The organism is Leptospira bandrabouensis (assembly GCF_004770905.1).
GTDB classification, from domain to species: Bacteria; Spirochaetota; Leptospiria; order Leptospirales; family Leptospiraceae; genus Leptospira_A; species Leptospira_A bandrabouensis.
Window position 1 is genome coordinate 153,160 of the sequence record NZ_RQHT01000003.1, and the last position, 14,616, is coordinate 167,775.

15 protein-coding genes are annotated in these 14,616 nt (G+C 39.6%); 9 read left to right on the plus strand and 6 right to left on the minus strand.

Annotated features, from left to right (window positions below):
* The first annotated feature begins 30 nt into the window (after positions 1-30).
* The 9 genes from EHR07_RS01140 to EHR07_RS01180 all read left to right on the plus strand — a co-directional run bounded on the left by EHR07_RS01140 (position 31) and on the right by EHR07_RS01180 (position 6,841).
* Positions 31-1,023, plus strand: coding sequence for an adhesin OmpL37 family surface protein (locus EHR07_RS01140; RefSeq protein ID WP_135743372.1), 993 nt, complete (start codon positions 31-33; stop codon positions 1,021-1,023).
* A gap of 1 nt (position 1,024) precedes the next feature.
* Positions 1,025-1,663, plus strand: a complete 639-nt coding sequence (locus EHR07_RS01145) for a hypothetical protein (RefSeq protein ID WP_135743373.1) — start codon at positions 1,025-1,027, stop codon at positions 1,661-1,663.
* A gap of 46 nt (positions 1,664-1,709) precedes the next feature.
* The gene (locus tag EHR07_RS01150) at positions 1,710-2,873 is read left to right on the plus strand and encodes a helix-turn-helix domain-containing protein (RefSeq protein WP_135743374.1); all 1,164 of its coding nucleotides are present in this window, start codon (positions 1,710-1,712) and stop codon (positions 2,871-2,873) included.
* 142 nt (positions 2,874-3,015) lie between these two features.
* Positions 3,016-4,419 carry a transcription termination factor Rho gene (gene rho, locus EHR07_RS01155; protein ID WP_135743375.1) on the plus strand — a complete coding sequence of 468 codons (1,404 nt, stop codon included), beginning with the start codon at positions 3,016-3,018 and terminating at the stop codon, positions 4,417-4,419.
* A gap of 10 nt (positions 4,420-4,429) precedes the next feature.
* Positions 4,430-4,630 carry a 50S ribosomal protein L31 gene (rpmE, locus tag EHR07_RS01160; RefSeq protein ID WP_135743376.1) on the plus strand — a complete coding sequence of 67 codons (201 nt, stop codon included), beginning with the start codon at positions 4,430-4,432 and terminating at the stop codon, positions 4,628-4,630.
* Between the two features lie 47 nt (positions 4,631-4,677).
* Positions 4,678-5,472: an iron-sulfur cluster assembly scaffold protein gene (locus tag EHR07_RS01165; RefSeq protein ID WP_135743377.1), complete on the plus strand. Its 795-nt coding sequence runs from the start codon at positions 4,678-4,680 to the stop codon at positions 5,470-5,472.
* On the plus strand, positions 5,469-5,657 hold the full coding sequence (locus EHR07_RS01170; RefSeq protein WP_135743378.1) for a hypothetical protein: 189 nt from the start codon (positions 5,469-5,471) through the stop codon (positions 5,655-5,657). The genes EHR07_RS01165 and EHR07_RS01170 overlap by 4 nt, the downstream gene beginning before the upstream one ends.
* Positions 5,658-5,711: 54 nt before the next feature.
* Positions 5,712-6,071: an STAS domain-containing protein gene (locus tag EHR07_RS01175; protein ID WP_135570684.1), complete on the plus strand. Its 360-nt coding sequence runs from the start codon at positions 5,712-5,714 to the stop codon at positions 6,069-6,071.
* Positions 6,072-6,076: 5 nt separating this feature from the next.
* Entirely contained in the window at positions 6,077-6,841 is a 765-nt protein-coding gene (locus EHR07_RS01180) for an LA_1326/LA_4305 family lipoprotein (RefSeq protein WP_135743379.1), read from the plus strand.
* A gap of 15 nt (positions 6,842-6,856) precedes the next feature.
* Here the strand turns inward: EHR07_RS01180 and EHR07_RS01185 are convergent, their stop codons facing one another.
* From EHR07_RS01185 to EHR07_RS01210, 6 genes are read right to left on the minus strand one after another with little or no spacing between them, the layout of a single operon-like run.
* Positions 6,857-8,527, minus strand: coding sequence for a DUF342 domain-containing protein (locus EHR07_RS01185; RefSeq protein ID WP_135743380.1), 1,671 nt, complete (start codon positions 8,525-8,527; stop codon positions 6,857-6,859).
* Positions 8,528-9,595: a glycosyl transferase gene (locus tag EHR07_RS01190; RefSeq protein ID WP_135743381.1), complete on the minus strand. Its 1,068-nt coding sequence runs from the start codon at positions 9,593-9,595 to the stop codon at positions 8,528-8,530. It lies immediately after the preceding gene.
* Complete coding sequence (locus tag EHR07_RS01195; protein ID WP_135743382.1) at positions 9,592-10,425, minus strand: TrmH family RNA methyltransferase; 834 nt, start codon at positions 10,423-10,425, stop codon at positions 9,592-9,594. Before EHR07_RS01195 ends, EHR07_RS01190 begins: the two co-directional genes overlap by 4 nt.
* Before the next feature lie 33 nt (positions 10,426-10,458).
* The gene (locus tag EHR07_RS01200; RefSeq protein ID WP_135743383.1) at positions 10,459-11,292 is read right to left on the minus strand and encodes a class I SAM-dependent methyltransferase; all 834 of its coding nucleotides are present in this window, start codon (positions 11,290-11,292) and stop codon (positions 10,459-10,461) included.
* Complete coding sequence (locus EHR07_RS01205; RefSeq protein WP_135743384.1) at positions 11,289-13,259, minus strand: SpoIIE family protein phosphatase; 1,971 nt, start codon at positions 13,257-13,259, stop codon at positions 11,289-11,291. Before EHR07_RS01205 ends, EHR07_RS01200 begins: the two co-directional genes overlap by 4 nt.
* 6 nt (positions 13,260-13,265) lie before the next feature.
* On the minus strand, positions 13,266-14,555 hold the full coding sequence (locus EHR07_RS01210; protein ID WP_135743385.1) for a citrate synthase: 1,290 nt from the start codon (positions 14,553-14,555) through the stop codon (positions 13,266-13,268).
* Positions 14,556-14,616 lie beyond the last annotated feature (61 nt).

A 14,616-nucleotide genomic window follows, 5' to 3' on the forward strand; every position in this document is an offset into this window, starting at 1 on the left:
AGCTCCGATATATAAAAACAAGGTAGAGCTATGGGAAAATGGAAATTCATCCTCTTTTTGGCATTGGTTGTGGGTCATATCTCACATATCAGCGCAGTATCACCAGAACAGACGAATCTGGGGATTTTAATCTTTGAAAACAAAGAAAACTTAAATTTTATCAACGTCGCTCTGAGTAATTTGGCTCCTTCCCAAGAAGAGGCACAAAGTTCCACCCAACCAGGTGCAGAAACGCAAACTCCAGATCCTTCCAAAAAGAATTTGGATTTTGATTATTTCAAACTTCTAAAGGCAGCCAACCAATCTGACTTTAGCGGAAACATGTGGTATCTGCAAAGTAACTATGTATACGGATTTCGCCAACTTCGCCAAGCACAAGGGGAACTAAAAAATATTTTTGAAATTGTCCTTCAAAAGTATATCGAAGATGCAAGAGCATTACTCGAAGCCGCAGCTCCTACGATCATCCGCTCCAATGATAATAACGCCAAAGCATTGTTACGTCTAGGTTTTCGTGACCTTCGTTCTTCAGAAGATCTTTACACAACAGGTCTCAATTCTAGCCCACACCAATACCGATACAAACTCACTCTATATAAAGAGGGGATTCTTACGTTGCGACGTGCCAAACGTTTTGCCATCCTTGCAATGATCTATAGCAAAACACCTGATGAGGATAAACCAGAATACCAATACAGGTCTAATGAAGATTTAAAAGAAGCTCGTAACGAAGAAAAACAACGTAATTACGAAAAGGTGAGAGATACACTCATCAACTTTATAGAAAACAAACGGATGGAAAGAACCATTGTTCCACCAGGAAATCCTGATGCAAAACCTTTGGATTTATTGGAACAACATGATGACAATTACGGACTCATCACTTCCAAAAAATTGGACCTACTTATGGAAGCCAATGCGCAAATCAAAGAGACAGAAGGTGCAAGACGAGAGTCAGTTCCTCCAACTCCAAAATTTGATGAAAACGGAAAAGCTATCTACCCAGAAGAAAAGAAAAAATAATATGAAGTGGATTTCCAGTGTTATCATCTTCAGTTTCACGTTTGGGCTTGTGGCAAAAACTACAATGTCTTACAGAGAACGTAAAAAACAACTAGATGGAAAAATAACACTGGTTCTTGATATCAAAGAACAATTGAAGTTGGAACCTGAAACGGGAAAAACTTCCGTTGAAACCATTCGTTCCCAAGTGGAAGAAACGTACCGCGCGGGCAACCGAGTGGAAATAGAAAAAACACTTTCTGTCTCCGAAGGGGAACTCCTAGTTATACAAAGAAAACTTTGTTTCCCTATGGAAGAATCGGCAAATGGACTTTACCAAAAAGCTATGGGTGGGTGGATTCTATTAGAAGGCGAAGAAAAAAACAGTGCCAAACCAATCGAATGGGATACCAAAGAAAAAATTCAAAGGTATCTAATGATGGCTAAAAGTGAAAAAGACCATGCAAAAGAATACTTTTTGTCTGGAAACTACCATCTTTCCCTTCATACATACAAACGTTCGCTAGTTTACAGCCTTATGTCTTTACGATCGCAAAAAGCGGAAATCCCCGAAGAATACCAAACTGCTGATTCTGTTTGGGTCCAACCGATTTGGATGGGACTTCATAAACAAAAGCAAAACACGATTCAAGAAAACTAAAAATTTCGATTTTCACTGATACCAAATTCGAAAGAATGACTGCTTAGTGAAGTTTGAATCACTTTATCGTCATTTTTTGCTGACTAAGGCCACCCATCTTCCCGTAATCTCGGAGGAAGGAGAGTTACTTGGTCTTCTTTCCAAAGATCGTGTCCACCGCGAATTGTCCGATTTAGGACGAGAAAGAGAAGACTTAGACGAAATCCCTTTAGAGATATTAGAAAGAGAACTTCATGAAAATCTGATTTTGTATTTTAAAGAATCACCCCAGATTCCTGTCATCGGTCTTGATGGCGAAAAAAAAGATAATTGGGATAAACCAAGGTTTCTTGCCGCCTTTTCCAAATTAGATTCTGCAAACATTCGTGATCCGAAACTCGAAGAAATCGAATCCAAACTCGAAAAGAAAAAAGACAATGCAGATTCTGTGCAGTGGTTTATGGAATTAATTCTATCCCATTTCCCTGATGGGCTTTTGGCAACAGATGTTACTGGCGCTACTGTTTTTTATAATGAAACCTTTGAAAATGATATTCTCACAAAACCTTTGTTCCGTGATTCATTACAGTTGGCTGAAAAATACCTTCATAACCTAAACCGGGAAGTCTTAGCCACTTATCTAAAAGAACATGATTTGTCTTTAGGTAAAGATGCGGACACAAGTGTATTACATACAAACATCACTGAACTTCGGACAAACCTTCGTATCATTACTTTAAAAAAAGAAAAAAAGGTAGTTGGGTTTTTATACCATTTTTCTCCTTCTTTATTTTCCCAATCATTGGGGAATAGAGATTCCGAATTTCCAAATTTAGAAGAGGCATTTCTTTCTAAACTTCCCCTCGAAACAGTTTTGGAAGAAATGGAATCACATTACATACATAAGTCGCTAAAAAGAAATTCTAATAATATTTCACATACAGCAACAGAACTTGGTGTTCCAAGAACAACCTTACAAAACCGTATCCGTTTTTTAAAACTTTCAGAACGGTTTCAAAATGAAGCGAAGGTTAAAACGGTAATTCCGCGAAAACGTTCGGAAAAACCAGTCGAGAAACCCAAAAAAAACACGGAAACACGAAATTTGCCACCTTCAAAAAAGACTAAAACCATTCAGAAACCAGTGAAATCTGAGAAAAAAGCGACTAAAGGTAAAAAACAGAGCCCAAAACCTAAACAAGCTAGAAAAAAGACAAAAAAAAGACGTTGACGAAAACACTCAGAAAAACAACTTTTTCATTACCGTTTGAGAAAACACCTCCGCACTTCGCTGTTTCCCTTGCATACATAACTTGCACAAATGGTTTCCCGATTTTAATCAAATACTCTAACAAATCAATGTAGAACAATCTATGGCATCACGCAAACAAGAAGAAATCCAAGTTAATCCTCCAGAAGAACCAACTGAATATACAAACGGCATCATGGACCAAGACGATGCTTCCGAACCACCGAAACAATTTAAGAAAAAAAAGAATCGTTATGAAGGTCCAATTCCTCCTCCACTTGATTTAGTCGAACTCAAGAAAAAAAACATCAACGAACTGGCTGACCTTGCCAAAGGTTTGGGAGTCGAAAATACTCATGGTTTGAAAAAACAAAACTTGATGTTTGCTCTTCTCCAAGCACAAACCGAAAAAGATGGACAAGTGCATGCTGCAGGGGTGATGGAAAGACTTCCTGATGGGTATGGATTTTTACGATCACCTGACTACAATTATGTGCCAGGTCCAGATGATATTTATGTATCTCCTTCTCAAATTAAATTGTTTGGTCTACGCACTGGTGATACAGTTACAGGACTTATCCGACCACCAAAAGAAGCGGAACGATTTTTTGCCATGTTACGTGTGGAATCCATTAACGGTTTCCCTGTGGAAGTGGCGCAAAAAAGAAATTTATTCGATAACCTAACACCACTTTATCCAAACGAAAGAATCAATATGGAGTTTGATCCAAGCCATTTGGACACTCGAGTGATTGATCTTATGTGTCCGATTGGAAAAGGACAAAGAGCTCTTATCGTTGCCCCTCCAAGAACTGGTAAAACCGTTCTTATGCAATCCATCGCCAATGCCATCACTCGCAACCACCCAGAAATTTTTCTCATTGTCCTTCTTATCGATGAACGTCCGGAAGAAGTAACAGACATGGCTCGCCATGTAAAAGGAGAAGTGGTGAGTTCTACCTTTGATGAACCAGCACAACGCCACGTCCAAGTGGCTGAGATGGTCATTGAAAAAGCAAAACGACTTGTGGAACATGGAAAGGATGTGGTCATCCTCCTCGACTCCATCACAAGGCTTGCCCGTGCTTACAACCAAGTAGTTCCTACTTCGGGAAAAATCCTTTCTGGTGGTGTGGACTCCAATGCTCTCCACAAACCAAAACGTTTTTTTGGGGCAGCAAGGAATATCGAAGAGGGTGGGTCACTCACCATCATCGCGACAGCACTTATTGACACCGGTTCCCGTATGGATGAGGTGATTTTTGAGGAATTTAAGGGAACGGGAAATATGGAAATCCATTTGGACCGAAAACTCGCCGACAAACGAATTTTCCCTGCCATTGACATCAACCGCTCGGGCACAAGGAAAGAGGAACTCCTACTTTCGCAAGATACCCTCACTCGAGTCTTTATCCTTCGAAAAGTACTTTCTCCTATGAGTATCACCGAAAGTATGGAACTATTGATTGAAAAAATGCGTGGCGCGAAGACCAACGACCAATTCCTCGCCAGCATGAATACGAACTAAAAGGGCCACCATGAAAACTGACATACATCCAAAATACGTTGCTTCAAAAATTAAATGCGCTTGTGGTACAGTGATCGATACAAGATCCACTGCTGGGGATATCAGTGTGGAAATTTGTTCCAACTGCCATCCATTCTTTACTGGAAAATCCAAATTAGTGGATACTACAGGCCGCGTAGACAAGTTCAAGAAAAAATACAAAATGAAGTAAGAGGCTATGGCCTCGCATCCGTCTAACTAATAACGGGGGAACAACTCATGGCAGTAATGGACTTTGCTCGCTACAAGGAAATCAACGACCAAAGGATGAATTACCGTGAGATGGAAGACGCTACCGTCGTCTCCTATTACCGCAACACAGGTTGCGGAGACGGATACCGCATCTATTTAAAGTTAAACGAAAACCAAGTTGTGGAAGACGCAAGTTACACCACAACAGGTTGTGGGTTTGGGATTGTTGCGCTGGCAATGGCAACCGAGTATGCCAAAGGCAAATCCATCTCTGATTTAAAAACCCTTACCCCAGAAACCCTCGAAACGTTATTTGAATTCCCAGAACGTCGGAAAAATTATCCAGAGTCTGCCGTGGCTGCTCTCAAAAAAGCAGTGGAAGATTATGAATCGGGCCAAGGTGTTCCTAAAGAAAACCGAATCACCAAAGCACAAACGATGGAACTTCTTCACAAACAAGGCCACCTAAGGGAAGCTAAGTTATCCAGTGTTATGTTGGAAAAAGAAAAATTAGACGGGGTCGATTTTTCCGGCGCTGACCTTCACAATGCCTTCCTTCAAAATTCTAGTTTTGTGGGCGCCAACTTCCAAGGTGCCAACCTAAAAGCTTCGTTTTTTAATGGCGCAGATTTACGAAACGCCAATTTCCGCGGTGCTGATTTGCGTTTTGCAAAACTTGCTTCGGCCAAAATTGATGGTGCTGATTTTACTGATGCCATTTATGATATTGGAACCCGGGTAGATCACAGCCAAATGTACATCTTTGATGTGATGAAAAAAGCGGGTAAAGATTTATATCTAAAAAAAGAGGATGGGGAATGAAGCCGGGCGATAAGGCAAAACTTACCAAACAAACATTCCTTCACCAAGGGATTTTCATTTTTACTGGTTCCACAGTGGAAATCAAAGAAATCCAATCAGACAAGGCCATCGTTGTTTATAACGACAAAGAAGGATATCCTCACGATTTAGAGATGAATCTGACCGATTTGGCCCCGCTTTCCTAAAGCCGATTTTCTTGACACAAATCCTAAGAATCCTAACGTATTGTTAATCCAACTATGTTGATTCAAAGCCACCGTCAGGAAAATCACCTTCTACTATCAATCCAAAGGGATGTCTTGATGGAAAACTCGAGAGAGTTTTACCAAGAATTTGAGAAGGCGATTGAAAGTAAAAATTTCGGAAAATTGACGATGGATTTTCATTCTGTAAAGTTTTTAGACTCGAGCGGAATTGGAGCTGTGATCAAAGCATCTTCGGCCCTGCACAACCGTGGTGTAGAAATTTTCGTAACCAATTTGAACAAAAATCTAAACTCAGTCTTTCGACTTTCTGGGCTCAATCATATTCTTTCCATTCTGACGTTGGACGAATACCTTTCAAAATTTCCGGAGTTTCAAAAAACTCTCGAGGCATAAGCGTAATGAAACTCTATCGAATTTTCTCTTTACTCATTTTATCCCTAACTTTGAATTCCTGTGCAACAGGTGTTAAGTCTAGGTCTTTACTGTTTCGTAGTAACGAGTTTGCGATTTACACGGTAGCTCGAGACAAAATCAGCATAAAGTCAGAGACTGCTGTTGCAAAAACTTTTGCCCATCCAGTGGAAATCACGGAGGAAAAGGTTTTAGACTTACTTGGCAACATCCGGTTTCGTGAAGAAAGTTCTTATGGAGATGTAAACCAATATGTCTTCGAAGAAAAAGAAATCAAAGAATTCGCATTGGATCTTGTCGATGGTTTACAAAAATTAAAACCGGACCAAATCCTCCTTGTGATTTCTAAATACAATCCAGTTCGTTCTGTTGTATCTCATTATTCAAGAACTGGATTTTACATTTGGTCTACAGATACTTCCATAGAAATTCTATTTGGAGAACTTCAAAAAGAAATTTCCTACGATGAACAAGGAAACTATTTTGATTGGTCCAATATTCCTGATATTCCTTTTGAACATTTTCCCACATCAACATACATTTTACAAGGACCTGGCTTTTCCTTCAAAAAAGTTTCGGGATTCCGCAACAAACATTGGTTAGTGTTTGATAAAGCTGATTTAGCGAAATTAAAATTTGAGAAACGAAAGAAAACTACGGTTCCTGAAGTGAAAAATTCTGTAGATGCGGATCTTAAATCAGAAAAAAGAATTTCTCGTGACGACGAGGAAGGGATCATCAACGGAGATTAAACGTTAAATCTTCGTTTAGTCTTCTTTTCGAATGACGGTTCGTTCGGTTTGGATGTTTCCGTCAGTTCCCAAATAAAAATGTGTTTTACCCACGAGCGAATTCATACCTAAACGGTAGGTTTTTCCTGCTCCAAAACTAAGATCCACTCCAGGAAATACTTCTCTTTCTACATCCACAAAGGCATCTGGATTCGGTTCATAAGAACCAAGTGCCGTTTCAAACTGTTTGGTTTCTGTTTCTAAAACTTTCGTAAACTTTTCGTTTGCTTCTCTCAGTTTGATGATACTCTCTTTTTCTTCCTTGTTCAGTTCTTTTTTTTGGCTTTTTTCCACGAGTTTGGTAAGTGTCAGTTGGACTTTATGAAGAGTGATTTCTTTTTCTGCGATTTCTTTTTTCATTCGATTGAGTTCATCGAGTAACTCTGGAGGTGTTCCAATTGCCACTTTGGTTTTGGTTTCTACAACAGCACCAAGTTTGGCACAAGTGAGTGAGTTGCCTGCAATGATGGTTCCTCCCATCACCTCACCACGTCCTCCTAAAACTCGAATGAAATCTTTGGCAGAAAGTTCGGAATGCATCACGGCTTCTTCCACAAAAATACTTCCTTGCGCTGTGAGTTTTCCTTGTTCTACAAATTTTGCGTAAATATTTCCTTCGGATTCAATATAACCTTCCCCACGTCCCATAAAACCACCGGATAAAACGATGTCTCCTTTGGCTTTGAGAAAGGCTTTTCCTACGGAATTACGAATGATGATACTTCCATTGGTAGTGAGAGAAAATCCATCGCCAATTTTTTCTTCTACAATGATGGTACCAGGAAAATCAATATTGCCAGTGGAGTAATCGACAGCTTCCAGTTGGATCACTTCATCTACTTTGATTTCAAAGGAAGCAGATAAAACGGGTCTACCTGCAATTTGCGCATATAGTTTTTCCCCTTTGAGTTCTACGTTGGGTCCGAGATTCCAATCCACTGATTTTTCTTCTGGGTAGGGGATTATGGTTCCATTGACGGTTTTCCCAAATTCTCCCTTTTTCGGTGGGATTCTTTCGGCAATCAGATCTCCCGGTTTTACAGATTGAATGACACCAATGTTTTTATAATCGATACGACCATGTTCATCTTCTTCTAACTGAGGTTTGTTGTCGGAGCGAAAGTAAATTTTGATTTCTCCATCTTTTCCTGGAACAGGTGGGTATCCTTTGGCTATGGTATAAGGAACAAAAAAGTTTGGATTTTTGATTTGGTTTTGGATGACAACATCGATGATCCCGACGGAAATTCCTACGGAAGCAATCTGTTCACGTAATTGATGTTCGGTGAGAAGTGCTCCTCCATGTTTGGGTGGATGAAGCACCATTTTTGCTTCCATATGATCTTCGGAAATGGTGATGTCTGCATAGGAACTTATGGGATCACCCTTCGACCAAGTTCCAATTTCTACAGGTTTGCCCTCAGAAAGGGCTACTGCTTTTTTGATTTGTTCCTGGTTGTAACCTTCCACACCAAAAAGTTGCACTCGTGCGAGCACATCCTTGTAATCGACTTTTTTTCCTTTGGCCCCGGGTTTTGTAATTTTTAATACGGCTTTACCACCGGAGTTTTCGATTTGGAAATAACCATTTTCTGATGCTTCTAAATCTTGAAGGATACGATCTGTATAAGAGTCTGGGCCGGGCATTTAATTGTATTCTAATAAGTGTGAAACAACATCCTCTTCTCCGTCAGTTTTTAATTCTAACTTAGGAGTCATGGAGTCGATCGTATTAATTAGAGTCAGCACTTCTTCAAATTGACAAGAAATTATTCGCGATAAGTCAATATATGCGGAGCGAAAGTATAAATCCAATGCATTTACCAAATGGATGTATTCACTAAAATCTCCACGGTCTGTATAAAGAATAGGGGTTTTGGCATAATAACATTCTGCTAAAATTCCGTATCCAGGTTTTGTACACACAAAATCTGCAGCAGCTACCAAGTCCGGATAATGCGAGACTTCGGGAACTAAAATTCCTTTTGTTTGGATTCCAGGAACTCCGTATGCTACAAGTTGGATGGACCCTGGAAGATTTTCAGTTTGAAGTTTGGTTCCTTCAAGGCCGTAAGCACCGAAGGATAAAAGAATATATGTAGTATTTTCATTCCATCCAAACTTTTGTCGGGCTTGCGATTTAGAGAGAGTTGGTTTCCTTCCCACAAGACCGATGTTAGACGATTCTAGGAAAGGTGGCATCGGACAAAAAAATGGTAATACCAAAGCTTCTGTAGCAAACCCGTATTCCACTTGGAGTTGTTCGCTGAGAGTTCCAAAATAAGAATCGTCTTTCGCGTAATTTTGATAAATAAAATCCCAGGTGAAGTTCCCAATAAACATACTTGGGATCCCTGTTTCCAGAGCAATGGTAATGGGAAAAGAAGAACTGTCGGTTAGGATCAATCCGATTTTATGTTTTTTGCAGTATTCAGTTTCTTCTTTTAGGATTTGCGTTTTCTTTTTTTCGAAATCGATGAGCTCTTCTTTTGTAGTTTGTAAATCAATGGAGAGTGAGTTCTTTTGTGAAACTCCCACATCCAGTTTTAAATTCCTTGTCGTAAGTTTTGGATGGGTAAAGTCTAAAAATGAAATTCTTGGACTGACCAAGTGTATTTCTTCAATAAACTCTTCTTTAAGCAGGCGTTTGATAATATTTCCGGAACGACTGATATGCCCAAACCCATGGCCTGAAATATAAAAGTACAGTTTCATTGGTTTCTTTGTCTAATGGATTCATACAATACAATTCCACAAGACATGGCTAAGTTTAATGAATCCGCTTCTCCGAGCATGGGTAAGTGGAGTGTATCATCAGAAAGATTTTTTGCATCCACACTCAATCCATACTGTTCACTTCCAAAAAGAAATACTGATTTTTCTTTCATATTGATGGAAGTATAGAGAGTTTTTCCTTCTGGAGTGACTGCATATCGTTTGTAACCTTTGGATTGGAATTTTGTTAGAACTTCCTGTAAATCTCCAATATAAACGGGTAGAGTAAAAATGGTACCTGTACTTGCCCGCACCACATTCGGATTAAAAAGATCAATCCTTGGATCTGTGACAATCACAAGGCCAACACCCGCACCTTCTGCGGTCCTGAGGATGGTGCCGAGATTTCCCGGTTTTTCCACTCCTTCAATGATAAGGATGGGATTAGTTTCAATGGATTTGATTTTCTCCCAAGGGACAAAAGCATCGGGAGTATCTGCCACTGCGATAAGGCCGTCTGGCCGATCTCTGTAAGAAATTTTTTCAAAAATTTTACGAGGAAGTTCAAAGATAGGGCAACGAACGGACTCGATCAGGGCCTCTTCATTTTCTCCTAAAAAACATTCTGGGGAAATGAAGAGACTTGTGATTTTTACCGGCAAACAAGGAATAGGTGAGTTTGGGTTACTTGTGACCGCTTTTTTGATTTCCCGATACCCTTCGATGAAAAACTTTTTTTCTTCATCGCGGTTTCGTTTTTCTTTGAGTCCCGCAACCCACTTGACCTTGGGATTGGAAAAACTAGTGATGTATTGTCTTCTGTTTTGCATATGGCAGGATTCGAATCTTTACACTTGCCTGGTTTATTTAGAGAAGAAAGTACAAAATCCAGCTGGGTATTTTTTTCCCGATTTTTCTGGAATGAATAATTCGGAAGTCTGATACGTTCCTTTGGTTTTGATTCGTGAAGATAAAATTCTTTCTAAGGTTAAGGGACTAAAACCTTGGCTATGGCAACTGAGGATCACAAATTCTGGTTTGGAGTCGGAGAGTTCCATAAGTGCATCCATCAATTCACTTAAGTTTTCTTCAATTTTCCAAACTTCTCCTTTGGACCCACGACCGAAACTTGGAGGGTCAAGGATGAGCCCTTGGTATTTTTTTCCCCGTTTGATTTCGCGGCGGATGAATTTCATCACATCATCTACAATCCACCTGACTGGTTTGGAATCGAGCCCTGAGAGTTTTGCATTTTCCCGAGCCCAGTCCACCATTCCTTTGGAGGCATCCACATGACAGACACTCATACCAGCATCCAGACAGGCGAGTGTGGACCCGCCGGAATAAGCAAATAGGTTTAAAACTTCGAGGCCTTGTTTCTTTTTTCCAATCTCACGAATGCGGTCCCAATTGGTTACTTGTTCTGGGAAAAGGCCAATATGGCCAAAGGGTGTGAGTTTGATTTTAAAGGTTAAATTGGAAAATTCTATGGTGAAACTTTCTGGGACTTTTTTTTGAAAATTCCAATGCCCCGAACCCGAGTCATTTTTGATGTACTGGGCATGAAGGTCGTTCCAAATTCCCGGTGTCTCTTTTCCATAAGCAGAAGTAGGGGAGGAACGAAGGAGTTTGTATCCGCCAACGATTTCTAATTTGGAGAGGTCACCTGAATCCAGAAGTTCGTAACTTTTTGTCATACCAATTCCAGAAAAATAAAGGTTAGGTCGTCGTCCCAGTCTTTTATTTCTCTTTTGGAAAATGACTCTAAATCTTGGATGAGTTTTATTTTAAAAAGATGATTCGGTATTTCGCGGTTGGCTCTTAAAAATTCGAGAAGTCCCGCTTCTCCATACATAGTTCCATCAGGATGAAAACATTCCAAAACTCCATCACTTAAGATGAGAATTCTATCTTTGGGTTCTACTTGGAAAGTGATTTCTTCCATTTGAATTTCTGGAAACACTCCTATGATTTTTCCTTTGGGATGGACTTTTATAATCTCTCCACTCGAACGTTGTAGGTAAGCACTGGGGTGACCTGCTCTTCCAAAACGCCAAACTTTTGTGGATGTATTGAGATACACATAAGAAGCAGTGACATACTGTGGTGTACAATTTCCGTATAACACACGGTTCATTCCCTCTAGGACTTGTTTGGGCGATGAGATATTATCTTTTTGAGTAGTAAAGGCAACCTTTCCCATCGCAGAAATCAGGGAAGCAGGAATTCCATGACCCGAAACATCACAAAGAACAATTCCCAGTTCATAAGGATTGGGTGAGAAGTATTCGTAAAAATCTCCCCCCACATCTTTCATAGGTTGGATAAAAATTTGAATTTCTAAATTCTTTACATCAGGAATTGTTTTAGGAAGGGACTGCATGAGAATGTCCCTAGAAATTTTTCTTTCTTTTCTAAGGCTTGTGACTTGGGCAAGGGCCCAGTCTTTTTCTTGTCGTAGCAGCTGGATTCTATCTGCCAAAGCAAAGGCAAACAAAGTGATGTCCGCAAGAGAAGCAATGGGAAATAACATTTCTTCTAAAAAGGAATTGGAAGGTAGAATCCCAAACTTGAGTAATCCATATACAAGGCAAGTAATGAGTAATAAAACAAAAGCAATGGCAAAATAATAAAAAGACCTAAGTCGTTTATAAATTCCCCAAATCAATACTCCGAAGATACTAAGGCAAATCAAAACAGATAGCCATGTCACTCCAATAGATGCTTCCGAAATTCCACCTAACAAGGAAATACTTGCGTTGAGTAGAGATAAAAAGCCAAGTACTTGGTAGAACCTAGCCATTTTGGGAACTCGGATTTTAAGTTTTAGAAAATTAGAAGTAAAGAGAACAAAGAAAAAGAGACAAATACTAAAGAAAAAAGGAATTCCGATTCGTTTCCAAAAATAAGAATCGGGAACAAAAAAATAACCCCAGAACCCAAGTAAAGAAAGTTGTCCGAGTCCAAAGAACAATACATACCCAATATAATAAAAGTAATTTCGATCTCTTACAAAAAATGCAATCGCTAGATTGTATAAAATAATGATTCCGAGGCTTCCAAAAAATAATCCATAAATCCATTGGGTGATATAATCTTCTCTTTGGAGGTTTCTTTGGTTTGTAAAAATAAGAGCAAACTGTAATGAAATTTCGGAACGTATCGCAATGAGAATGGTTTCTTTTTCATGTCCAATGCGAAACACAAAATTTCTATGCGGAATTTCTCTCTGAAACACAGGTTGAATATGACCTGATTTAGATACGACAAAAGTGTTGCCGTCGTATTTGTGAAAGAATTCCACGGAATCAATGTTATGTGCTTGGATGAGAAGAAGAGGATATTTGATAGGGTTTGGAAAATCCTTTGGATCTAGTTTTAACCAAAGAGTTCCTTTCAAAAACCCAAAGTTTACAAAATCATCTGTAATTTTGGTGAAATTTCTCGTTTTTAGGACTGTTTCAATCGGAGTAGAAGAACTTGGATCAATCCAATACGTAAACTTGGTTGTGTGGATGATTCGTTCCCCCATATCATTGGGAGATTGCGAAACAATTGGTTTGGTGAAAAAAATAAGGGAGAGTAAAGTTAGAAAAAATGTCTGCGTTGTTTTTTTCAATGGTTGGATTGGGACAAGGGCGATCCACCCCTGTCCTGTTTTCATTTTGCCTTACGCCTGTTTTTTGGCTGCTTCGTAAGAGATCTCTTGTGGGCCAGTGTAAATTTGGCGTGGGCGGCCAATCTTTAAACTTGGATCTTCAATCATCTCTTTCCATTGTGCAATCCAACCAGGAAGTCTTCCCATAGCAAACATGACTGTAAACATATTGGTAGGAATTCCTAACGCGCGGTAGATGATCCCTGAGTAGAAGTCTACGTTTGGATAAAGTTTTCTTTCTACAAAGTAAGGATCGTTGAGAGCTGCTTCTTCCAATTCTTTAGCGATGTCAAGGAGTGGATCTTTGATTCCAAGTTTGTTAAGAACTTTATCACATGCCACTTTGATGATTTTGGCACGAGGGTCAAAGTTTTTGTAAACTCGGTGACCAAATCCATTCAATCGGAAACTGGAATTTTTGTCTTTGGCTTGTTCGACGATTTTTTTCACAGAAAGCCCGCTTTTTTTAATTCCTTCTAACATTTCCAATACTTCTTGGTTAGCACCACCGTGGCGTGGTCCCCAGAGAGCAAGGATCCCTGCAGATATCGCACCATACAAGTTTGCTAGAGAAGATCCCACCAAACGCACAGTAGACGTTGAACAGTTTTGTTCGTGGTCTGCGTGCAGGATGAGAAGTAAGTTCAGTGCAGAAACAATTTCTGGATCGATATGGTAATCTTCTGCCGGAACCGCAAACATCATATTCATAAAGTTAGATGCATAATCTAACTCATTGAGTGGATGGATGATTGGTTGGCCGATGGATTTTTTATATGCGTAAGCTGCGATCGTTGGAAATTTTGCGAGCAAACGAATGATAGAAATTTCTCTATGTTCCTCATTCATTGGATCGTAACTATCTTGGTAGTATGTAGACAAACATCCCATCATACAAGACATGATCGCCATAGGGTGTCCATCTTTTGGGAAACCGTTGAACAGGCGTTTGAGATCCTCGTGGATCATAGTATGTTTTGTGATTGAACTATTCCATTCTTTTAGTTGGGCATCGTTTGGAAGTTTACCGTAGATAAGTAAATATGCCACTTCGGTGAAGGTAGACTTTGCAGCCAAATCTTCGATCGGGATTCCTCGGTAACGAAGGATTCCTTTTTCTCCATCAAGAAAAGTAATTTCACTGGTGCAAGCACCTGTATTTAAATAACCGGAATCAATCGTAACATAACCTGACAATTGGCGGAGTTTAGTAATATCAATTGCCTTCTCGTCTTCACTTCCTACTAAAATCGGAAGTTCGTACTCTTTCCCATCCACTTTCAGAATTGCCTTTTCGGACATATCTTCTCCTGTATATCTCTGTCTATTTCAAAGGATAGACAGGGGAAAGGGTGGGGAAAAG